This window comes from Vibrio caribbeanicus ATCC BAA-2122 (assembly GCF_000165125.1).
Classification (GTDB): domain Bacteria; phylum Pseudomonadota; class Gammaproteobacteria; order Enterobacterales; family Vibrionaceae; genus Vibrio; species Vibrio caribbeanicus.
Window position 1 is genome coordinate 1 of sequence record NZ_AEIU01000059.1, and the last position, 22,778, is coordinate 22,778.

The window sequence follows — 22,778 nt, forward strand, 5'->3', positions numbered from 1 at the left end:
ATTAATTTTTATTAATAAATGTTTCGATAAAAAAATACTGGCTAACTTACTTCAATAAACATCGAATAGAATGCAAATCCCATCTAACTTCTTAATAAAGAGAACGACTAATATTATTTTTGATACATAATTTTAGTGTTTTTACAAGCCCAATAGAAAAGTCAGTATTAATACTATTGTTAGAAAAAAGCATCTTTTATAGACTTCGCTTTCTCAAGTTGGACCCAATATCATTCTTACTTTTAAGAACTTTAAATTTAATGTTCTTACTGTAAGTACCGTTCTTCTTGATCGAATTACTCTCTTTGTCAAAAGAAGCAAAGAAAAGTAAATATATTTAATCGACGTTTTATATTATTAGTTCAGGAGATGATCCATGAATTCTAAGCAGATATTAATCTCGCTAGGAGTAGGTGTACCTATTCTACTAGCCATATTCTTTTATCAGCCGAAAAATAAAGGAGAAAGTAAAGATGGTGTGAAAAAAAATATACACGGTGAGGTAAATCAACATAAAACTAATGACTCTTTACCAGAACAGTTGTCTCAAACAAGTCAATATCCTGACTTTTCCGATGTAATCGTGGAAGAAGAACGAGTCGTCACAAGTCCTAAAAACAAGGACCCAAGATACGTAGAAGATAACTGGATAGAAATTAATTCCACACCTGTCCTTGATGAAATAAGGCCAAAGAGTGAGGCAATAGAATCAATAAAGGCAATAGAATTTTCCAATATCAATGAATTTAGAGCACTAAATCAGGGAGATAAGGCATCATTAACTCTACCCGATAATTCAAATATCGAAATAGAAGTTGAGTCTAACGAATTCCAAAATGAAGGCAATCGTACATGGTCTGGCAGTTTTTTAATTGAAGACCATTCCTTCCCCGTTACTTTCACTTTTGGAAAAGAAGCTATATTCGGCTTTATCGGTCACCCCAACGGACAAATTAAAGTCGAAGGGACCGGGAAATCTGCATGGATATATGAAGTACCCCACTCGCACAGACCCCACTAAACCATTAAAAAATTCACAAAACTAAATAAATCAGGAATCAAAATGAAAAATCATACACTTGTCGCAGTCGCTATTGCCACTGCACTATCACCCTTTGCATTGGCAGAAACCTCTATTGATATATTAGGTGTTTATACTACTGAGACCGCCAACAAGATGGACCATACTGCGGCTATACAGCATCGCTTTAATGTTGGTAATCAGATTCTTAAAAGAAGTCAGGTCGACGTTAAGATTAATCTTATCGGTTTAAAAGAATATAACTATGATTCAAAACCTGGTCGAAAAAAAAGCCAAGATCAAGCCATAGATGCAATTACGCCCTCCAAAAAGCAGTCCCCTATATTCGCTGATATAGAGCGAGTAAGAGAAGAAAAAGGGGCGGATATGGTTGCACTATTTCGCTATCTTGATACCAATAATTCGCCCGATTATGACAGAGGCTCGATAAGCTGCGGTATTGCTTGGATAATACCTGCTCTCAATTGGCGATCAAGATGGCATGCTGGAGCGGCTAAGAGTGGCATGTACAGCCACAGCTATATTAACGAATGCGGTGACAATACGTTCATCCATGAGCTAGGCCATAACTTTGGGCTTAACCATGCTCGCGAACAATATAAACATCTACCTAAGCTGCCGCATGAAAAGGGAAGAACCGATAAGGATGCTTACGGATACGGAGTTCAAGGCAAATTTGCAACGACCATGGCCTATGGATACGTGTTTGGTATAAGAGGCAATTCATATACTTTTTCTAACCCAAACACACAATGTGGTGGTCAAGCTTGTGGTGTTGGAGGCGAAGCCAACGCTGCTCGCGTTATTCGGGTTAGTGCGCCGCACATTGCTAACATTTACCCTAGCAAATCTGACCCCGTAATACCAACCGTTACTGAGACGCCCAACAACCCCGCGACTCCTACTCATCCTGAGACACCTACTCAGCCTGAAACGCCCAATGATCCAAAAGAGTCAGGTAAAACATTCAGCTTTGGTACAAATATAAAAATACCGGATGAAGCCGAACTCGAACTGCCCGTGTCCGTCTCTCACGACAAACAATTTAAACAGGCGGTTGTTAAAATTAATATCGATCACGGACACGTCGGTGACCTTTCGATCAAATTAATCGATCCGGACGGAAATAACTTTACGATTAAGAAGACGAATCGTCATGATCGTAAAAAATACTATATTATGACTTACACACTCAAATTCGCTCGACCAATTAACGTTGATGGGCAATGGAAACTCGCGATCAATGACCGATATACTGAAGATGAGGGTGTATTAAATAGTGCAACAGTAACATTTGAATAATTGATATCTAAGCAACATATTTCAACCTAAATAACTTTTTCAAATAAGTGTTTAAAGTCATTTAGGGTCTCAGTTAACCACCTTTAAAGGGTGGTTAACGCTTGTTTTCCGGATGTCTCGGACAATCAAGGCAAAGCTCTCGACCATCACATTTATAAACTAAACAACAGCTCGTTCTAACTAATGTCAGATCTCCGCTCTCTTCATTGACACTTAAACCATTTAGATGCTTTTCTGATAGGTTACACGCTGACAGCCATAAACTCGCTTGTTCAATTAGATAAGCATTGGGCATCTGCGGAGCAAAATTACTCAGTTTAACTAAACAACCTAAAATACCATCAGCAAATAAATGATTGGTGAAACCGGGACGAATCCTCGTCCACTGGCTCATTTCCTCACGGAAGAATGCGAATAACTGTTGCAACTGTTTGCCTGCCTTTTCGATAAGCTCCGCTTCAGAAGCGTGGATATGATCAGTAGAATCGAAAGAGTACCCAGCGACAAATTGCGACTGGATCTCTTGCCGTATATGAGCAACGTTAGGTAAACCATGGAGCGCATAGATAGAAATAAAAGAGACATAGACAGGCTGCCAACAAAGCAAATCCCAAGTTCGAGTTAACCAGTAAGCTGATCCTGCCTCTGGATGAGCACGCTCTATGCTTTTATAGAGTTGCTGAATATTTTGACTGCATGGATAGTCAATATGCAGAAAATACTCATTTGAAAATTCTTCAGGCATCGGAGCAATTGAGCCCGATAGATAAGGGGTGACTTGCTTAGAATAGTCAAAAAGGTGCTCAAAAAACGGATCAGTACTCATAGCTCGTGATAGTTATCAATTGGATTCTCTGCCTAGAATAAAGACAGCCATTTATAAATGCAATTGATTCACATTCCCGTAATCACAAAAGTGCCAGAGAAGCTACGGCTATATGTTGTTTGCTCTAACCACTATTAATGCACCGATTAAACGAGGAATAAGTAGTCCCGAAGTATTAGGCCGCGAGAGAAGCCTTGATTTTTTCTTCGTACTTTTCTAGCAATTCATATCGCTTGTTATACATCTTTCTCTTAGTTCGATTAAGGCTACTAAGATCTCTGCGCTTACTCTCCAAAGGAAGTTTAAATTGGTATCTATTTTGTCGAATACCGCTCATCTCGGTACAAAAGGCATCATAGTCAAACATGACCTTTTTGCGTTGCTTACGACTTCTGAAGTCAGATGCGCTGTAGACGTGCCCTTTATTTGACACACAGTAGGCATTCGCTAAACCATAGTGACGAGCAAACATCATCAAAAGCTCGACGATAAGAGCTTTAGGACGTATTCCATGCTGCGCTTTTGTTAGAGATTTTATGACTTCCGAACGATTATCAACGGAGCTTTTCGCCCCTTGAATACAGCCAATAAATAAGTCATCGTTTTCGGTAATGCAAAATGTTGTCGAATACACACTCTGTAGGTTTTGATTTGTGATACTGATAGCCAAAGAACCTTCACGCCACTCACCAGAGCAAAGACGCACATCGTAATGCTCGCCGTGATTTCCCTCAATTGAAAATAGCTTATAACCTTCCTCTGAGTAGGCATACTTGCTCTTTTCACCTAGCTGCTTTGACATAAAATTTAGGTGATAAGAGAGGTTTTTAACACGAGCCGCTTTATCCCAATTCACGCATACATAATGATGGGTTGGCTGATCGTACATTTTTGGCCTTAGGTCAAAAAGAGCACGAATATCTTCATCTTCTTGAAGCGATTGCATCTCTTTGGCAATACTGGGAGCCATCATATAGCGAAAACAGAATCTGCAATGATCTCGGTAAACAGTGAACTTATTTTGGGTACCGTTTATCTGTTGTGAAATCTTATATAATGTCTTGAGTCTCACAGTATCCTCAAACTTCATGTGGAATTTGACGTAATTTTATTGACATAAATAAAATTATTCTGTCTTGATTTGTAAGCAAACCCGACAAAACTACACAAAGCACTATTGCTAAAATTGGCCACTTCTAGCAATCATTACCGGCAACGTCATGTTAAAGATCTAACTATATGAACTTTGTGGAATTTAGTTATATACCTTCGTAACCTTCTGCCACAATATCAAAACGTAGCGGGTGAATTCTAAACTTGAGTAGACAAAGAGTGACATAAATGAGTTATATCTGTATCACTCGAAATACAGAAACCATATCGCGGTTGCAGGTTAAAATTTAAGGCACAAAAAAATAGCTCACATCTCATGAACGTTTTAAGTTGCAGCAGGCAACGTTCTGAATCCAGCATGTTGAAGTCACTTAGCTATAAAGTTATTAACATTAAGTGAACGGCAGGTTCAGTCAGACCCCGAGGAAACGATGAATGTTAATGGTATAATGCTGAGTTGCTAGAAAGTTACAGTATCGAAGTGTCTGAATAGCTTTACCAACGGATAGCATTTCACCCAGTCGATTTTACTCGTCAAACAACTAAGACATAACCAAAAGTTCTGCAGTGCTGTTTTCCTCGAGATCATCTTACACTGAAGTTAAAAACTTAAAGCACATGAGCTTTATTGATCTATTTCAATCGTTTCGATCTCAGCTAATGTTGTTTCAAGAGTAAGATATAACTGAGCAATAATATCGACATGTTCACTTTTCATAAAAGTACACCTTATGAAAGAGTTGTCAAAGTAGGTGTTTTTATACGTCCCAGATGCCAAGGCCAGAAAGTATCCTTTGGTTTTCATTGCTTCAAAAAGACAAAGCGTTTTCTTCTTAATCTCAACGTTATTAGATATTTTAAATACAACAATGTCTAAATCATAGTGATCCGATATACATTCAAAAAATTCACTGCGATGGACCATTTGGGCAAATTTATCAGCCGCCAGCTTCGAATTTTTAAGTTTTGACGAAAAAACGCCCTCCTTTTCTAATGTATAAAATTGCATCGTAGCCCAAAGAGCCGCTGCTGAAGCTCCCGACCTCGAACACTCAAGGGTTTCTTTTCCTAAACTTATGCCCGTTTTGTCGAAGTAAGTATAAGGTGATTCATGCTGGTACTTATCGCTTATATTCTTATAGGCAGGATTAATTAAAATAGAGCCACAACCAAATGGCTGTAAGCCTTTCTTATGAGGGTCAATGACAATACTATCCGATTTAGCTAAAGATAAAAAAGATCGCATAACAGAAGGAGAGAGACTGTCCTCAATCAATTTAAAGTAGCCTCCGTAAGCCGCATCTGTATGAAGGATAAAGTTGTATTTTACTTTTAAACTGACTATCTCATCCAGTGGATCAACGGCTCCTAATAGTGTTGTTCCAAGGGTGGCAACAACAACCGCTTTTTCTCTACCAATGAGCACTTCTTCCAAACAATTTATTCGCATTTTTCCATTTTTGTCGGTCGGCACATGGATACATTCCATCCCTAATATTGAGCTGTTTCTTTTATGGGAATAATGTCCTTGTGTACTGACAATAACCGCAGTTGCTCCCGACTCTCTTGCTAGCCACAGTGACTCCAAGTTTGCGATAGTTCCACTAGAAGTTAGATGACCTTTTGTATTTTTCCACCCAATCATACTTCCCATTTTATTGATACACTCAACTTCCATATTAGTGGTGGCTCTTCCTCCTTCATAGCTGTGATTGTTGGGGTTTATTTGTGAAGCCATTAGATAACCAACCAACGATAAGTCAGATGCATAACTCGACATATGCCCGACATAATGAGGATGAAAGTAAGGGTCATTATCTTGTAGCCTTTCAATAAGACTTTCAATAATAACTTGAATATCTTCTTCTCTATCAAATTTCGGTAAATAGCCAAAGTTTTCTTTATTTTTTGATATAAGTTTTACTAGAATGGAAATTGTTTTATCGCACAGCACAAGTAATCTCCTTATTAAAAATACTAATCATTTTCTTATATGAATCAAAATAAAATAAGTTTTCTGGATTACCTTCAAGAGATATTTTCTCATCCCTTATTTTACTCATAGAGAATTCAAAAATATTAATTTTACCTTTTTTAAAGTCTTTACTGAATTTGTCTGAACTAATTGCACCGCCACCAAAAACACATAATCTCTCTTTGTTTTTTAAAACACCAAATTCAATTACATAAAACCATAATCTCATGAGCTCAGACTGAATATAATCATTTTGAGTTACATAAACCTCAGAAAACCTTCTTATAGCATTAACAAAATCGTCATCGATCAACATAGGAACATGCCCTAAAAAATCATGAAAAAAATCAGGCTTATCACTATGATTTATTGCGCTTCTATTTCTTATGTGCTGATAGTGAGGAAAAAATCCACCAGATAACATCAAGAACCAACTATCAGCTTTTTGAGGAACAGTAAATCCTATCTCTATCTTTAACTTTTTCAATACGTTATTGAAATCATAAAAAGAAAAATCAGAATTAAAATACCCTAATTCTTTCATGTTATTAACGACGCAAGAATCTATAATATCTATATTGGATTTTATGATTTCCATATATCTATTCCATAGCGGAAAGATGTAATCGTTAAAATATTCTTCACTTAGTTTATTCATTTATATCCTTGGCATGAAGTTAAACATTATTTTCGTAATTAGATGAAAATAATTTAGTAAACTCGTATACTAACCTATAGAAACCCCTCTATGTATCTCATAAGCTTACCAATTTCTTGATTAACCTTATGGAAAGCCTATATAAAAACTACAGGTAATATTTATATCAATAAAAAATAAAATTTATGTGATGTTAAATGGGCGAAGTTTGAGAATGTTTGTGTGGTATTTAAAGTTAATTGATAGTGACGAGCTTCTGGTATGGAACGGCTACTCAGACGTCAACCTGAGCTACAAAATTAGGGTAAATAGAGAGTACAGGTTATATATTCCAAATGGTTTTGGGCTATTTCTGTGATTAATTCGATAATTCAATAGAAAAAATTAAACGATAAAGAACTATTAAATTACTATCCTTATCCTTAAAAATTAACATTCTTCGATTGAAATTTTAAGTTAACAGTGATTGCTGAAAATACTTATCACCCCGATTAACTCAAGGAATACGATTTTGTCTTTAAAAAAACTGTCAATAAGTGACGCCAGAACCCTCGCCGTATGTTCGCAAGGATTTTATAATAAGGACAACACATTGGAGAGTATTTTAACAAAATTAGGTTGTATACAAATAGATTCAATATCTGCGGTTCGTCGTTCTCATGAATTAGTCTTGTTATCTCGGGGTCTACCGCTGAATGAGAGTACTACATTTCTTACGGCCAACTCCCCGGTAAAAACTTTTGAGTATCCGGCTCACGCTATGGCGGCATTACCAATAGAAAAATGGCCATACTTCGGATTCAGAAGGCGTAAAATTCAAACCATAGGTTGGAGGGGGCCTAAAGTCGATCATGCGGCTGTTATTACAACCAGAAAAAAGCTGCGTGAATTAGGAGAGCTCAGTACATCAACGCTCGGGCCAGTGGATGGACATGGCTGGGAAAGAACATCAAAGAATAAGGTTGCTCTGGAATGGCTTTTATGGACGGGCGAGGCGGTTTGTACCTATCGAAATCGCTGGAAAAGACGTTATCATGATGTAGATCTAGCCTTACCTAAAGAGATTCGAGATCAGAATGTCAATGATCTCGATTGTATTCATTTCTTACTTGAAGACGCACTTACTCACCTTGGCGTAGCGACAGCGTCTGATATCGCAGATTACTATCGTCTACCCGTCAAAGACGTTTCAGAATACCTGCTTAAGTTTAATTTTGAAAAGTGTCTTGTCGAAGGCTGGGACGAGCCATGCTGGATTGCGCAGGGTGCGGATGATGCGATTTATAATTTATCGGATCACGCTATTCCATTATCTCCCTTCGATTCTCTTGTGTGGTTTAGGCCTAGATTAAAACGGCTATTTAATTGTGACTTTGTTTTGGAGGCTTACAAAAAGCCTGATAAGCGTGAATTCGGATATTTCGGCATGCCGATATTGCAGGGAAAGAATATTGTTGGTCGAGTTGCGCCTCGTAAAGTTAAAGATAAAATCATCGTCGAAGCTATAGAATCATCAGAAAATACAGCTCATGAAGAACTCCACCACTCGATACTCAAAACCTTATCGAATTGGACCAATACCAAGTTTAATACTTTGACAGGTGATGAACTTATAAATGAAGAAGGTTGACCACACAGGCTGAACACCTAAGAGTTTTTTACTAAGGTTGTTATTTCTGCATTAGTTAGCTTTGATGATTTTACCCAGTATTGTACTTTTATGGCGTCAAGTGAGATATTAAAAACTCTATTGACGCCAAGTTCACCTGTTATAACGCTTGCCCATTTACGAGTGACCAGTGATGAGGCATCAATTCACGAACAGTCTTGAAAACGAGCGTGTTATCTGCCGTTGTTATTGCAGCTTTTACATCTCCCCCCCAATGTACCAAGCGCTCTTGACACACTCCACAAGGAGATAAAATTAAAAAATCACCATGTTCATTCTCGCGACAAATACACAAGGAATGGGTTATTCGTTCATTAATTTTGTGAGCTTCTAAGTAAGCACCGACTTCCATGCAAAGTGACAAAGCATCATTTATTGTATCAGGTGCCACACTTGTTAAGATTTTCCCTGATTCCGTTCTCACCGCAGCAGCTCCGCCCCAACCCGAGGGATAGCGAGTTTTTATCAATTCTACTGCCGCTTGGTAAAGCTCACTTTCTATTTTTTCCATAACTATCCATATTCTATTTTATTTGGTAATTTAAGTCTAAATATCAGTTATTATTACACCGATAATTCATACATTGTAAAATGCGTAATTATCCATCCTTGTGATTAAAAATCGAAAAATAGTAACCAAATATCCATATAATACCAATTTTCTTTAAAATTAATCATCTTTGGACAATATATTAAACCCGATATACTTTGACTACAGAAGATTAAAAAGCACAGTACCTATCATGGCAACACCACCTACTGCGAAAAGCACAGTACCAGTTTTTTTCGTGCCATGTAACTTTGTCCACATAAATAGCCCAGTGAACGAAAATAAAATAAGACCTATTGCTGCCAAATCACCAAAAAACTGCCAGCTTATACCTGTTCCCATCCCTCTGTGAAGTCTATTCATAAAGGCTCCGAAATTAGGGTCTTGTTTGTTAACTCGCACCACCAATGTGTCAGGAACATAAGAAATACCAAGACTGCCTTTAAGACCGACTTTTCGTAAACTCCACATCTCGGGTATAACGATTGAGTCATTCTTGGTGGGCAGCGATATCGACGCTTTTACCGTCACTTTCTTATCCTCAAACCAACCGGGATATGCCCTATCAGAAAAAGCCTTAAAATCACCGATACTATGAAAGGAATTCTCAAGATGAAAAATCTCGTTAGTCATCTCCGTGATTGGACCGGGTATTTTAAGTGTTGAGCGATGTTGAAGCCATAGACCAGTAACACCATAAAGAAGCATAAGAGGGATCAATCCAATGCCTGTCCATGCATGTATTCGGCGCAACCATTTGTTGTTATGTAGAGGAAATCTGCGTTTTCTCATAAAAAGTGGCCAGCTTTCGCTGGCCAACCCATTTCATTAAAATTTGTAGCTAGTAGTGAGATAAAACTCACGCGGAGCACCCGGCATTATCTGACCGATACCCGTTGCACTAACGTAATACTCTTTGTCTAATAAGTTCTCGATGCTTAACTGAGCAATCCAGTCATTCCACTCATAACCAACACGAGCATCGAAGCGAGCATAGCCAGGTAATCTAAGTGTATTCTTGCGATCAGCAAACCTCTCTCCAACCGCAACGAAACCAGTTTCACCAAACCAACCAGAGTCTTGCTTATATCCAACATAAAATTGGCCATTTAAGTGAGAAGTATTCGATGGACGATTACCTTGTAGGTTATCTTCAGCTTTCACCAATTCCGCATCTTGGTATGCGACACCACCTCGAACCGTGATTTCTTCGGTAATAAAGCCCTTAAACGAGAGTTCGATACCGTCAGTTCTTTGCAGACCTGTAAGGATAGTTTTATCTGGATCGAGCGGATCTTTTGTTCTTTTGTTATACATTTCTAAACGATATACCGACAAGGTAGTTGCCAGAGAGCCATCGAACCAATCACTTTTTACCCCTGTTTCATACAAACGAGTGTACTCGGGGTCTAACTGGTTGCTATCTCTGCCTGGGCTAATACCGATAAGACCGCCACCAACTGGCGAAAACGTTTTACTGTATGAAAGATAAGCCGCATGTTCCTTAACTGGAGACCACACTAAACCAAGGCGGGGGCTCCAACTCGAATTGGAAACGGTTTCCTCTAGGTGATTCGTATTTACGTGTGTTTTGACTTTAAAGTCATCATACCTTACACCTGCAAGAGCAATCCAATCGCCCATCGTCACTTGATCTTGAAGATAGAAGCCATAACTCTCCACTTTATGTTCTTTATCGCTCGCAGTTTTCATTGGACCATTATGACTCGGAAGGACATCTGGCCGGTAAACATTACCTACTGGTACTGGGTCAACGTTTTTATATAACTTTGGAATACGTTCCTGCCACGACTGTTCCCAGCCAAGTAGTAAATTATGTTCAGCAGCACCCGTTTCAAACTGATGTTCTAATTCAAAATTGTTTGAAAAATTATTTGCTTTTAAATCTTGCTGCCAACGACCGCGAATGAGATCCCCATTCGGCTTAGTACGATACACATAGGTGTTATCGAATTTGCTTCTTAGGTTGGTATAACTGAAAAGATGGCGAAATTGTAAGTCAGGATTAATGTCCCATGTCAGTCTAGAACGAGCTGATTGGGCAATATCATTTATGTAATCACGATCGGTATTGCTATATACTGTATCAATAGGAACACCAATAAAAGAGCCATTTACGCTTGGAATGCCTCTATCGGGAACGCGTTCTGATTCGTGGCGCTCATACTGAACAAGCCATGTCACATCATCATTCACATTCCAATTAATGGAAGGTGCCACCATATTACGTTTACTATCGACATTCTTGCGGAAGCTGCCTGCGTCTTCATAAGCCATGTTTAGGCGCACCTGAACATCCTCATTAACCTCGCCATTAAGATCTGCATCAGCACGATAAAAATTGTTACTGCCGATTCTTGTTGTCAATTTAGAGTCCAAACCTGCTTCAGGCTTTTTCGTCACTCGGTTAATGATACCGCCAGAACTTCCTCTGCCATATAAAACCGCAGCAGGCCCCTTAAGGATCTCGACGTTTTCAATGTTGCCAAGATCTCTGGTGTACTGCATGTCATCTCTAAACCCGTCTAAATAAAAATCATTAGACGCTTTAAAGCCCCGGATATTTAAACCATCAAAGCGTGTATCACCACTTGCATTGATGCCAGGAATTCCAACTAGTGCGTTACTTAATGTGCTATTGCCAAAAGCAGTAATGTCTTCGACAGGCAGACTTTCAATGGTCTGAGGAACGAGCTTTGCGGGTGTTGAAGTCTTGGTCGCTGTCGTCACTTGGGCGTGTTGAGTCTTATTATCGACAACCGTCATTTTGTCCTGTTCTTCAGCGATAACTGGTGCACAGGCAGTAATAATAGACAAAGAAAGTAAATTGTATTTGAGATTGTTTTTCATAATTTATAAAAATGATATGCGGAAATGCAATTGAGAATCGAAAACATTATCATTTAGAAGAAATAAATTAAAGATAGAATTGTTAATAATAGTGAGAAAACCATTATTAAAGACTATAAATTGAGCAACAAAGGTAAGGTTATGTTGATCATTGAAATGATTGAACGTTTTTTGAACAGAAAAATGGAGCTAATTACAACAGAAAAAAAGAGACACATCTTTAGCATGAATACCGAGCTCTTTTTGCTGTGTCTTCGGTTGAAGCCTTCATTGAATCGCTAGAAGCAACCATGGCGTACACGAAACACAGCCTCGAGTTACAAACATACAAATAAAAAAGAGTTACGAAATTCGGTCTTAATAACATTGTCGAATTGGACCGACGCAAAATTTAACGGTTTACGAGATAGTCTGCTTACCCATGAATAGGGTTAACTGAAAAGATTAAATGTCTTGGATAAGTTACGTATCTAGGTTCGTAATGGAGTGACGTATTCTCATTGACGCCTTTACTGCTCTTTTGTCAGTTTAGACTGCAGGAAATTTCTAGCAGAATCTTCTATTTTTCCCAGTAGGTGTGATTTTGAAATGTGAAGGTAATGATACAAATGAAACCTCGCAATTCTAGGGCTTGCCTTTTCTATATTGGGAAACATATTTTTTATATAAAGATAATAACCTTCAGGAGCAAACCAAACAGTAGCTCGTCCTTTGGTTAACATTAGGGCAGCTTGTTTGGGAGTTTGAACAAGATAGAGCTCTTTATAATGTTTCAATAATTTTATGTATCGAGTTCCCTGAAACGCAACAACTGTCTGGTCTTTTAAATCATCTAGATGATTATATTTCAACCCATCGATAGAGTAGAGATAAAGATCAATACTAACCAAAGGCACATCTACTTTCACAAGTTGTGGCTCTTTTTCCAGCATCCCCACTCTCATATCAAGAGCATCATATTCTCCAACCATAACCGATTGAATTGCCCTTTCACTTGGAAGGTAAGTAAATTCCGCTTTGACTCCAGATCCCGCATAGATAGCTTGTAGGTCTCGTTCTACTTGTATACCGTATTTGGTCGTTTCATCTTGATTTTTATAGATATTGCCTATTGCGACCTTTACTGATTCATCTGAAGCAAGCGTTTGTGGTGAACTGATAGAAATCAGTAAAAAAACAAATTTCAGCCATTGCTGCATAGCAACCTCACTTCAAGCACCATACCATTTGTCACTATTATACTTTATTAGTGAGTCAATAAGAAACAAACCTAGGGTTTGAACCAAACTTGAGGCAGAGAGTGGGACATAGAATAGCAAAGGGCAAAGGGCAAAGGGCAAAGGGCAAAGAAATTTACTTGGCGATCTTTTTACAAAGAGAAATCAAAACATCGGCCTCTTTAGCAGTGAGCCCAGTTAGAGAAAATACATTTTCTGTTACGTAACAACTACCCTGTAACGCTTCCAAGCCTGCCTCAGTCAATACAACGACCTTTTGGCGCTCATTGCCTGCAACGGTGCTACGAGTAACAAATCCTTTCTCATCAAGACTTCGCAGCAACGGTGTCATTGTCGCTTTACCAAGACCAACTCTTGATGCAAGTTGAGTAATAGAGACATTATCTTCATTTGCCAACGACATTAAGGTGATGTACTGGCTATAAGTGAGTTCATGCTCTGCTAGCCTCGGACGATATAAGTTGTCAATTGTGTTTGAAGCACTATGTAAAGCAAAACAAAGTTGCTCATCAAGCATCAACATTTCTTGGCTTTTTGTGGTTTTTTTCACTGATTGAACCATCGTCATATCGGTTGAAAGTAGAATCATTCTACCATCAGATTGTTGACCATCAAAATGTTTCGATGTAAATTGTTCGATAACGAACAATTAGAAGAGGAACTATCGATGATAAAATTAAGCCTTGCTGTTGCTACGTCATTACTGGTTGCTATGCCAGGTATGGCAAATGAAACTTTTTCACCACAGAGAAACTTAGCAGCGTTTGAGAAACTGTTTGGGGTGACCGAAGGTAAGCGCCGAAATCACACTAAGGGGTTTTGTATTACCGGTGAATTTATCCCACAAGATCCTAAAGTAAAGACGTATAGTAGTAGCGCTATCTTTACCGAACCATCAACATTTATTGGCCGAGTATCCCACAAAGGAGGAAAAGCAAACCCACCTGATAATGTGCCAGGACACTATGGGTTGGCAGTTGAAATTACAGCGGAAAAAAAAGAGAGACACATCTTTAGCATGAACACCGAGCACTTTTTCCCTGTGTCTTCGGTTGAAGCCTTCATTGAATTGCTAGAAGCAAAAGCAAACGGCAAAGAAGCAACCCTGGCATACGCGAAAAACAGCCCTGAGTTACAAGCATACAAAGCATATCATTCAAAGCTTGATAACTCTCTTCACCCTTATGAAGGGGCGACATACAATAGTATCAATACATTTTATCTAACTGATGAGAAAGGTAACCAAACTCCAGTCCGTTGGTCTTTTGTCCCGTCTGGAGAGCGAGGTATCACACTCAATCCAAGTGAAAATTTCTTTTTGCAGAATATGCAAAACAACCTTTCAAAAGGTGAAGTGACTTGGGACATGGTGATCACCTTCGCAGCGGGGGGAGATGACATACTTAACCCACATATTAAGTGGAGCGAAGAGAATAAAAAACTGGTAGCAGCAAAACTAAGAGTGACAGCTGCGTTTCCAGAGGACAAAGGAAACTGCGATACGATGAATTTTGACCCACTTGTTTTGAGTAAAGGTTTTAAAGCCTCTGAAGACCCCATGCTCCAAGCCCGTTCGTCTATCTACGCACTCGGATTTGGGAGACGACTTTCAGAAAAATAGCATTCATCGCTGCTCTTAAAAACGAGATAATCTTTTTTCATTAGCTAAAAGACCCTAACATGGACTTGGACAATCATTCTGGGTGCGCCTTTCAAAGGCGTGTCCCAGTATTATTAATTTACCCCATACCTACAACACATATCATCAAAAGATGATTTTCCGTCTACATGTCTCTATAGTCATCTTTAGATATTTCTATAGTGTTTTCTTTTCCTACTAGCTACCCAGAAATATAGAAAAATAGTACTTTTCTTCTTTCATAAATACCTCCCATCCCTTTGCAAAAATTTGATTTCCGAAATATCTATTAACTAAATTAAAGTTAATTAAAATATATTAATGGCAAGTTTAATAAAAAACTTATTGTTTAAAATTACTTCAAAATAAAAATTCAAAAATCTCATAGTTAACTATATAACTATTATGAGAAAATCCGTATGATTTCAAAATAAAAACCAACGTAAAATATAGAGCATTAATGCTTGATGAAATTAATGATCCCAGTTCTCAGAATCGATCTTTTTAAACAGACGCCATTAAATGGCTAGTACGAGGAAAGCTATATTCATGAAAATAAATAAAAAATTTTCGCAAAAAAAAATAAAACCACCGTTACAAACACTATTTGATAAAGTAAGAACTATGCTCATCACTACAGCAATGATAGTGATTGCTTTTTATACAAATATTACACAATCGCATGAAAATAATTCTGTCGATATTATAGACCAACCTTCATACAGCTCAGGTAGTAGTGAACTCCTTGATAATATCCCCGTCCCTCATAATTTCGCTACGTTACAATCAATTCCCTCGTATACTGTTACCCCAACACATTATACCAACTGGGCAAACTGGTTAGATTCAGGAAATTGGGGATGGCGTAATAACGGGATCTATGAATCGGTATATAACTGGGCCTATTTCGATCAGCGCGAATCCATTGCTCGAAGTTTCACGACGGGACGAGAAGGAAGTAAAACTTATTTAGCCATTCCTACAACCACTTCTGTAAATGGTCTTAATGGCTATGGATATGTATTTACGTTGGTTTATGATTGTTCAGGCCATCAATGTGGGGAGCCTATTTTTGCAATCAGTATCTCCGATAGTGGTGAAGTAGATTCATTCTCTTATGACCGTGCGTTTAACCGCTGGAACGTTGCCAAAAATTCAGACTACAAAATATTTGTTAATGAAGGCATCGAGGGAGAAAGAGCAGAATTAACAGTCAAACATGTTTATAACAGTCTCGAATATTTAAACAGTCGAGATAATGTTGTAGACATAAATTCCATAGTTCTATCAAGGCCTCCTTTTAGCCAACTTGGTATGAATTCTTCTATGGTAATTTATGATACTGAAACTGCGCGTTTAGATTTTTCTAGAATACGTCCTTCAGAATATAAAGAACCGTATTACGGTAATCAAATTTTTCGTAGCCATCAATGGGGAAGAGAAAGCTCGGGGTCATATGAATACGCGATAAAACATCTATCAGGAAATATTACTCAAGGTATTCCTGAGCACTTTCTTGCAATTGCGCCATTAAAAGATGGCAGCTCGGCCGTCGTTAAAGTCAGATTTGACCGCCAAAATTCCCATGAACTTTTTTTGGAGGTAGAAAGCCTACTTACAGGTGCCATAGAACAACACTATAAGTATCAGAGTGATGATGCAGCAAGGTTTTTATATGAAAATATCAGTGACGTCACTTTAGAAAAGCTGCGAAGTGAAATTCTCCCAAATAACTACTTAGATTCACCAAGCTTCTATGGATTAGATCTTCAACCCAGTACCATTCAAGTTGGAAATCTATCGATAATGATCCAAGCCTATGAAGAGGCTCAAACCAACGCGAAGTTAAAGGGCAACTACTACGGGGCTCAAAAAGTTCAAGAGACAATAAATGAACTTAAAGATACTCGATACAGCCTCCGCTTATCTGAAGTACAAAATGAGGCGATTTCATTTGCCATAGGCGTCATAGGCGATGCGATTTCTGCAGCACTTGCAAAACCAAGGGTGATCTCTGGTGAAACTGTCATTCCGATTGATAGCTCAGATCATGCCTATAACCATGGGCCTAAATTTCATCAATTCAGATCTGGTAGTCCCCTACCTGAGTTTGGTGGTTTACCTGAAGCGCAAGATTTAGAACACAATCCAATTATTAACAGGCAAGGTAGAAAAGTTGCTATTGGCTTTGTTGATGGAAAATATCAGCTTATTACCCGAAAATCTGATCACACAATCGTTATTTATGATCCTCGTTCAATAGAAGGAGGTTATGTAAATGTCGTGAAGTCAGGCCCTAACTCATTTATGAGGATAGGTCTAAAAGGGGGTGGCGGCTCTAATGGTCAAGAGCCACATGTCGTGCCGGGCGGTGGCTTACAAAAGCACGAAGACCACCAAGGACATTTAATTGCAAGGCATGTGAAAAAAACACTATCAGAATTACGGGGACGTTTGAATAACCAACCTTATCTAACAGCAGCATCAACGTTCACAGATTTAAACATTGCAGAGAAGTCTGTCGCCAAAGCAATCAGTAGCAAGAGTAGATCTATTAATGACTTTTTGAGAAGAAAGGAATATCGGCATATCGTATATTATGACTACGGCTCACCAGTTGGTATGGTAGTTAAACGTGGCTCTCTCACACCTGTTTACACAACAAAGCTTCAAGTTGTCTTAGAGTATTGTGTAAATTCACCAGTAGGTTATCGTATCGTTACGGGGTATCCAACATTATGATATTAAATTTTAACTGTATTCGCTATTTCATATCGGGATATTTTCATCAAGATTGGGATATCTATGGCTCAACAGATAAAGATGTGATTGCCTATTTCGTCAACAAAGAGCCTCTTGATCAGGTGAACACATTGATTTCTGAACTAGAAAACCTACTAGAACTAGACATGGATAACGAAACGGCAGATATAATATTAAAAGAATCTGGTTGTGGATATTATTTCCAAGCCGATGGATTGAATGCAATGGATTGGTTTTCACGAATTGAAGGACTACTTAAGACTGAGCGAACGCGGCGATCTGTATAGCGTGATCAAGCCTTTGTAAGTTAGAGACGCTTCCTCATAAAGCACCAACATGTAATCGAACATACACAGTTGGTGAAGTGGAGCGTCGATTTTACAAAAGCTGTGCAATTTTTCTCACTTGATGGCAGTTAATCCGTTTTAGCTACCCCAAGCATATTTATAGCTGATGACATCAGCTATAAATTATCGAATAACGCTATCCCCTTTTGATTCTCTTGTGTGGTTTAGAGATAAAAAGAGGATAAGTTACCTTTCCCAAAGGTGTGTGTCCCAAAAAGAAAGAGAGAAGAAAGGCACACCCAATTTGGTGCCTATTCTTTATTTCTCCATGTTCATAAATTGATTTTAAATAACTAAATTTATATAAATAAAAAACCTTAACAGTATTTATTATTAGTAATATATAAATAAAATTAGATATATAAACAAACGGGTTTTATGATGACAAAAACTGACAATTAAAATTATTGTTTACTTTCATGATGTTATATCAAAATCTGATTTTTAAAATGTATATATTACAAAACTAAAGACAAAGTGCATTGTTATATAGAGTGATAATATCCATAATAAAATTTGATATTAAAACTAAAAATGGAGAAAATAAAAATTATGAAATTAAAAATATTAATGGTGATTTCATTGATCATGCTTTCTTATTCTGCGTCATCTAGAGAAGTAGAAGCGAGAATTTATTGTGGTAACAGTGAAGGAACTGATTGGGACTGGCTACATACTGATGAGTTTAACCCTAGTAGTGAAAATATTGTGACGGTTCGTGGCGATTTTAAATTTTTCCAAACCATGACCTACGATAACTACGAAACACCTCATTATATTTATAAGGGAGCACTCGTTCTCGAAAACCCCTCCGACTATTATCTTTATCAATCGGCATGTCAGACATATGGCTTTCATAACTCTGTCAACGGTGATAGCTGGCACAATTGGAATGTTCATGCCGAGATTTCTGATTATTCTCGAGGTTGGATGGGCATTGCCACGAGAGATCCAGATATTATGTTAAGCCCAGGCTATTACTCAAGCTATAGAGGCAATCCTGAGCCAACCAATTAATTGTTATTCATACGATACTCCTGAATAAGCGCTATGTAAGTAGGCATCAAGTATCAATTCTAAATAAATATATTATTCTGAGGTAGTCAATTCGAGTACCTCAGTTATACCGTCGAATTATATGATAGGATTTACATCACAATATTAGTATCATTTATTACATTTAATTTTCATCAAACTTTATTAAATTCAAAAAAATTAAATAATGCATTTGAATTATAATAAAATTTATAATATATGATAGCTATAGTCTCCAAATAAAACTGTTTAATTACTTATTTTATTATTAACATTAGTCTACACAACTTTAATTTATAACCTTGTAATTTTAAACATAATTGAACCATGTAATGAAGTATCGCTATGCCCAAAATAGAATTGAAAGAAAAGGAATACTATCGTAGCTTAAAGCTACCTAAAATTTGCTTTCAAAAACTGGATAATAAAAACTTTGATATACCGGTTGATTTATATAGCTTCATATTAAAAAAGGTTGGATTTCTAGTTATAGATATCAACTTTGATAATAATGAATCTATTTTGGAGAACATCGTCGCCAAGCTTGGAAGGGCTCACACTCATAGTAATGATGAAGACGCGATCTGGCACATCAAGCAAGGAGGATCTACTGGAGATGACATACTAGCACGTTCACACAGACTCGATGAATTTGTTTTACACACAGACTGCTCCTATGAACCAGAAACTCCAAATTTCTTCGCACTGCAATGTATTCATTCAGATAAGCTAGGAGGTGGAAAAAATCTATTTGTTGATGCATCCACCCTTATCCAGCATCTCAGCCATTCCTCACTGAAAACACTGCAGTCAGAACTCGTTGAGATAAGAGTTCCTCCAGAATTTAAAAGAGGAGTCGAGACGATCCATGCGTATATCATTGATGCCAATTTCAATATCAGATATCGCAGAGAATTAATTGTTGAACCTTCTTTAAGTGAGAGATTAAAAGTTGCACTTAATGAGTTCGAACATTTATGCCATTCCCCTCTGTTAAATCGATGGTTTGAACTAAATGATAATCAGATACTCATCTTAGATAACCGAAGATATTTACATGCAAGAACCAAAATTCATGACAGAAAAAGACACTTACTCAGAATAAGGTTCTTCATGGATAACCACAATCCAATGTCATAAGTAATCAACAGAAGAGTATCTGATATGGAACACCTAGTCCCTGACTATGATAAAGCCAGCTCTAATTCTGATAAGCAAGACCGATTTATTTTTAGCTTGTCGAATAAAATGAGTTTAGAATGGTATGGTAAAAATTTTAGCCCCTTTCCACTGTTAATTACAGAAAGCGTAAAAGCACAAATAAAAAAAACACATGATATATTGATCAAAGCCATAAAAAGTATTGTGGAGGACTACCTTTTAGATGAAACAATCCAAAGTATTCTCCCTTTAACCAATCAGCAAAAAAAACTTATTGCATTAGCTGGAAATAAACCATATCAAATTTTTTCAATCCGTCCTGACTTCTTGATTTCAGAAAATAGTGACATGAAAATTTGTGAGATTAATGCGAGATTTACACTTAATGGTTTTATTTCCTCCCATCATTTTTATCAGCAAATAATGGAAGATCATAATAACACGCTGAATTTTGAAGATGAGTTGTCAGCAGTAATCGATAATTACCTATCAGGATTTGATTTGACTAAACCACTGTTTTTATTGAGAGATAAAGAACAAGGGTATGATCTCAATACGCTCAAAGATTATCTGCTCAACAAGAACATTCCAGTCATTGATATAAAACCAAGTGATTTGGCCTTAAAAGAGAACCATTTAATAGGAAAAGACACCGCTTGTGAGCAGATCATTATGGAGTTACATCAGTCAGAGCTAGAAGAAATAGAGCAAGATATTATTGAACATATACTATTAAATGTTAATTACGTAAATGACATTAGGACGATTATGATTGCACATGACAAAAGGCTACTTGTGTGTTTGTCTAGCAAAATGATCATGTCACGTTACTTGAGTGATACAGAATTATGGTATTTACACCAGCATATCATTCCAACCTATCTTATTGATGACATCAAAGATGAAATCATTGAAAATAAAAATCAATGGGTGCTAAAAAAATGCTTGAGTGGAAAAGGTGAAGGCATGTTTATTGGTTTGGAGTCTGAAGCTTCTGATATGGCACATATTATATCAGAATTGAGCGGCTCATATATTGCGCAGCCTTATCTCAAACAAAAAAAGATAGCGATATTTTTTAATGGAAAATATCAAACTTGTCGTGCTGTCGGTATGATTTTAAGTCTTAATGAATTCTATCAAGGCACTGGATACTTCCGCACTTCACCAGAACGAATCATCGCTCTTTCAAAAGGAGGATGCGCCGTTGCAACATGCTTTAAATGACTTACATCCAATATAAATAGGATTGTTGCGGCCATATATTTTTTTCTTGATCGGGGTGATCGACTTCAAGCAACTTTTTATCATTTCTATGAGACCATTTATTCACAAGGAGACTGTGATATTGTTAATTGACAACCTAAATAATAATCTCTTTTTCAGAGCCTTAGTCGGAGAAAACGTCACTCACTTATGCGATTGCCCAGTACTAACAAAAAGCGATTATGCCTCAGCGATTAATCAGCTAAGAACGCAATTCAAACCGACTGATGAGTTTTGGCAATCTGTGTATTGGTCACCCACAGGAGGGTCTACTGATATTGACTCTAAAAGTTTCTTTTTCCCTTGGGACAATAAAGAGGTAAACCAGCAGCGTAAGTTGATGGCCAAAGCATTGTCACTACCTTTTTTAGGGCCATTTAGTCACAACCATACCATGGCAAACTTATTCCCAGGTACGCATATGTACCGTTCATTAGAGCTTTTTAATCAATTGGCAACAGATGCTAATATAACGAGTCTGCCGATCAGTTCCAGTTGTACCAACCAAGAGACCGATGAATTTATTGAACACTTCAGTCCTGATATCATCGCTGGTGCCCCAATCACTCTGGCCGATTACGCGATGTATTGTCTCAATAATGACTTAGTAAGACCTAAATCCGCAGTGCTTTATGCCTCCAACCCATTATTCCCGGTTCAGGAGCAAGCAATTATCAAGGCTTTTAATAAACCGACTATTTATTCTGTTTATGGCTCGGCAGAAACGGGCCCTTGGGCCTTTCATAATTCGAAGGTCTTATCTAAAAATCAATTTATCATTGTCGAGGACATTGCTGATGTTGAAATCATCGAGCCGGATACAAATGGCTATGGCGCTATTGTTGTGACTATAAAGCTAAGACAGCGCTTTCCTGTGGTGAGGTATGCGATAGGAGATATTGGCAAGCTGTCGACCGTCGATTTCGAAAACCATCAGTATCGCTTACTTGAAGTCACAGGAAGGAATGAGCAGTGGCTATCATACGCCGATCTTAATATAGAACTTAAGATCCTATCTGAATTATTGGAACATTATTTAGATTGGCAAATTATTCAATATTTTGAAAAAGAAGACACAATCGAAATTCTTGAAGTTCGATTACTGGCAAGCCCTTCAAACTATGATTTGTCCTCGCTAACTCGACAGCTTGAAACCTTACTTTTGATTCATGAGTTTAAGGGCGCTTTAAAACTCAAAGTGACCTGTGTCAGCCTTGACCAATTGATAAAATCTACATTAAGCCAAAAAGTCATTAAAGTTGTAGATAAGCGTTAGTGCCTTTCCCTACTGGAGAAGTGCAGGACATACACTAAAAGACTCCA

At 37.6% G+C, this 22,778-nt stretch carries 19 protein-coding genes; 10 read left to right on the forward strand and 9 right to left on the reverse strand.

Going from position 1 to position 22,778, the window contains the following annotated elements:
* Positions 1-376: 376 nt before the first annotated feature.
* Positions 377-1,021 carry a protease inhibitor BamI-like protein gene (locus RH40_RS05700; RefSeq protein ID WP_009600452.1) on the forward strand — a complete coding sequence of 215 codons (645 nt, stop codon included), beginning with the start codon at positions 377-379 and terminating at the stop codon, positions 1,019-1,021.
* A gap of 42 nt (positions 1,022-1,063) precedes the next feature.
* The gene (locus tag RH40_RS05705; RefSeq protein WP_009600453.1) at positions 1,064-2,344 is read left to right on the forward strand and encodes a zinc-dependent metalloprotease family protein; all 1,281 of its coding nucleotides are present in this window, start codon (positions 1,064-1,066) and stop codon (positions 2,342-2,344) included.
* Between the two features lie 94 nt (positions 2,345-2,438).
* Here the strand turns inward: RH40_RS05705 and RH40_RS05710 are convergent, their stop codons facing one another.
* The 4 genes from RH40_RS05710 to RH40_RS05725 all read right to left on the reverse strand — a co-directional run bounded on the left by RH40_RS05710 (position 2,439) and on the right by RH40_RS05725 (position 6,916).
* A complete protein-coding gene (locus tag RH40_RS05710; protein WP_009600454.1) occupies positions 2,439-3,170 on the reverse strand; it encodes a siderophore ferric iron reductase in 732 nt (243 codons plus the stop codon).
* Between the two features lie 175 nt (positions 3,171-3,345).
* Positions 3,346-4,242: a VirK/YbjX family protein gene (locus tag RH40_RS05715; RefSeq protein ID WP_158091820.1), complete on the reverse strand. Its 897-nt coding sequence runs from the start codon at positions 4,240-4,242 to the stop codon at positions 3,346-3,348.
* A gap of 666 nt (positions 4,243-4,908) precedes the next feature.
* Positions 4,909-6,237: a pyridoxal phosphate-dependent decarboxylase family protein gene (locus tag RH40_RS05720; RefSeq protein ID WP_009600456.1), complete on the reverse strand. Its 1,329-nt coding sequence runs from the start codon at positions 6,235-6,237 to the stop codon at positions 4,909-4,911.
* Positions 6,224-6,916 carry a hypothetical protein gene (locus RH40_RS05725; protein WP_081454978.1) on the reverse strand — a complete coding sequence of 231 codons (693 nt, stop codon included), beginning with the start codon at positions 6,914-6,916 and terminating at the stop codon, positions 6,224-6,226. The genes RH40_RS05720 and RH40_RS05725 overlap by 14 nt, the downstream gene beginning before the upstream one ends.
* Before the next feature lie 511 nt (positions 6,917-7,427).
* Between RH40_RS05725 and RH40_RS05730 the strand changes: the two genes are divergently transcribed.
* A complete protein-coding gene (locus RH40_RS05730; RefSeq protein ID WP_009600458.1) occupies positions 7,428-8,546 on the forward strand; it encodes a DNA glycosylase AlkZ-like family protein in 1,119 nt (372 codons plus the stop codon).
* Positions 8,547-8,685: 139 nt separating this feature from the next.
* Here RH40_RS05730 and RH40_RS05735 read toward each other — a convergent pair whose 3' ends face one another.
* From RH40_RS05735 to RH40_RS05755, 5 genes are all read right to left on the reverse strand, one after another.
* Complete coding sequence (locus RH40_RS05735; protein ID WP_009600459.1) at positions 8,686-9,096, reverse strand: cytidine deaminase; 411 nt, start codon at positions 9,094-9,096, stop codon at positions 8,686-8,688.
* A 201-nt stretch (positions 9,097-9,297) separates the two neighbouring features.
* On the reverse strand, positions 9,298-9,927 hold the full coding sequence (locus RH40_RS05740; protein ID WP_039954320.1) for a PepSY-associated TM helix domain-containing protein: 630 nt from the start codon (positions 9,925-9,927) through the stop codon (positions 9,298-9,300).
* 36 nt (positions 9,928-9,963) lie between these two features.
* Positions 9,964-12,006: a TonB-dependent receptor gene (locus tag RH40_RS05745; protein ID WP_009600461.1), complete on the reverse strand. Its 2,043-nt coding sequence runs from the start codon at positions 12,004-12,006 to the stop codon at positions 9,964-9,966.
* Between the two features lie 509 nt (positions 12,007-12,515).
* Positions 12,516-13,205, reverse strand: coding sequence for a transporter substrate-binding domain-containing protein (locus RH40_RS05750; protein WP_009600462.1), 690 nt, complete (start codon positions 13,203-13,205; stop codon positions 12,516-12,518).
* Between the two features lie 154 nt (positions 13,206-13,359).
* The gene (locus RH40_RS05755) at positions 13,360-13,794 is read right to left on the reverse strand and encodes a MarR family winged helix-turn-helix transcriptional regulator (RefSeq protein ID WP_241209868.1); all 435 of its coding nucleotides are present in this window, start codon (positions 13,792-13,794) and stop codon (positions 13,360-13,362) included.
* Positions 13,795-13,911: 117 nt separating this feature from the next.
* Here RH40_RS05755 and RH40_RS05760 point away from each other — a divergent pair, with 117 nt between their 5' ends.
* The 7 genes from RH40_RS05760 (at position 13,912) to RH40_RS05790 (ending at position 22,731) form a co-directional block, all read left to right on the forward strand.
* Entirely contained in the window at positions 13,912-14,865 is a 954-nt protein-coding gene (locus RH40_RS05760; RefSeq protein WP_009600465.1) for a catalase family protein, read from the forward strand.
* Positions 14,866-15,432: 567 nt separating this feature from the next.
* Positions 15,433-17,625 (forward strand): RNase A-like domain-containing protein, encoded by a 2,193-nt coding sequence (locus tag RH40_RS05765; RefSeq protein ID WP_009600467.1) that lies wholly within the window; start codon positions 15,433-15,435, stop codon positions 17,623-17,625.
* Positions 17,622-17,933, forward strand: a complete 312-nt coding sequence (locus RH40_RS05770) for a contact-dependent growth inhibition system immunity protein (protein WP_009600469.1) — start codon at positions 17,622-17,624, stop codon at positions 17,931-17,933. Before RH40_RS05765 ends, RH40_RS05770 begins: the two co-directional genes overlap by 4 nt.
* A 612-nt stretch (positions 17,934-18,545) precedes the next feature.
* Positions 18,546-19,010 (forward strand): hypothetical protein, encoded by a 465-nt coding sequence (locus tag RH40_RS05775; RefSeq protein ID WP_009600470.1) that lies wholly within the window; start codon positions 18,546-18,548, stop codon positions 19,008-19,010.
* A gap of 363 nt (positions 19,011-19,373) precedes the next feature.
* Complete coding sequence (locus tag RH40_RS05780; RefSeq protein ID WP_009600471.1) at positions 19,374-20,168, forward strand: TauD/TfdA family dioxygenase; 795 nt, start codon at positions 19,374-19,376, stop codon at positions 20,166-20,168.
* A gap of 24 nt (positions 20,169-20,192) precedes the next feature.
* Positions 20,193-21,416 carry a hypothetical protein gene (locus RH40_RS05785; RefSeq protein ID WP_009600472.1) on the forward strand — a complete coding sequence of 408 codons (1,224 nt, stop codon included), beginning with the start codon at positions 20,193-20,195 and terminating at the stop codon, positions 21,414-21,416.
* A 121-nt stretch (positions 21,417-21,537) separates the two neighbouring features.
* Positions 21,538-22,731, forward strand: a complete 1,194-nt coding sequence (locus RH40_RS05790) for a phenylacetate--CoA ligase family protein (RefSeq protein WP_009600473.1) — start codon at positions 21,538-21,540, stop codon at positions 22,729-22,731.
* The last annotated feature ends 47 nt before the right edge of the window (positions 22,732-22,778 follow it).

Bases quoted from the DNA above. Each gene is read 5' to 3' on its own strand.
- RH40_RS05705 (WP_009600453.1), top strand. From the start codon at position 1,064: ATGAAAAATCATACACTTGTCGCAGTCGCTATTGCCACTGCACTATCA.
- RH40_RS05745 (WP_009600461.1), bottom strand. From the start codon at position 12,006: ATGAAAAACAATCTCAAATACAATTTACTTTCTTTGTCTATTATTACT.
- RH40_RS05725 (WP_081454978.1), bottom strand. From the start codon at position 6,916: ATGAATAAACTAAGTGAAGAATATTTTAACGATTACATCTTTCCGCTA.
- RH40_RS05750 (WP_009600462.1), bottom strand. From the start codon at position 13,205: ATGCAGCAATGGCTGAAATTTGTTTTTTTACTGATTTCTATCAGTTCA.
- RH40_RS05740 (WP_039954320.1), bottom strand. From the start codon at position 9,927: ATGAGAAAACGCAGATTTCCTCTACATAACAACAAATGGTTGCGCCGA.
- RH40_RS05760 (WP_009600465.1), top strand. From the start codon at position 13,912: ATGATAAAATTAAGCCTTGCTGTTGCTACGTCATTACTGGTTGCTATG.
- RH40_RS05735 (WP_009600459.1), bottom strand. From the start codon at position 9,096: ATGGAAAAAATAGAAAGTGAGCTTTACCAAGCGGCAGTAGAATTGATA.
- RH40_RS05780 (WP_009600471.1), top strand. From the start codon at position 19,374: ATGCCCAAAATAGAATTGAAAGAAAAGGAATACTATCGTAGCTTAAAG.
- RH40_RS05775 (WP_009600470.1), top strand. From the start codon at position 18,546: ATGAAATTAAAAATATTAATGGTGATTTCATTGATCATGCTTTCTTAT.
- RH40_RS05765 (WP_009600467.1), top strand. From the start codon at position 15,433: ATGAAAATAAATAAAAAATTTTCGCAAAAAAAAATAAAACCACCGTTA.
- RH40_RS05710 (WP_009600454.1), bottom strand. From the start codon at position 3,170: ATGAGTACTGATCCGTTTTTTGAGCACCTTTTTGACTATTCTAAGCAA.
- RH40_RS05785 (WP_009600472.1), top strand. From the start codon at position 20,193: ATGGAACACCTAGTCCCTGACTATGATAAAGCCAGCTCTAATTCTGAT.
- RH40_RS05770 (WP_009600469.1), top strand. From the start codon at position 17,622: ATGATATTAAATTTTAACTGTATTCGCTATTTCATATCGGGATATTTT.
- RH40_RS05700 (WP_009600452.1), top strand. From the start codon at position 377: ATGAATTCTAAGCAGATATTAATCTCGCTAGGAGTAGGTGTACCTATT.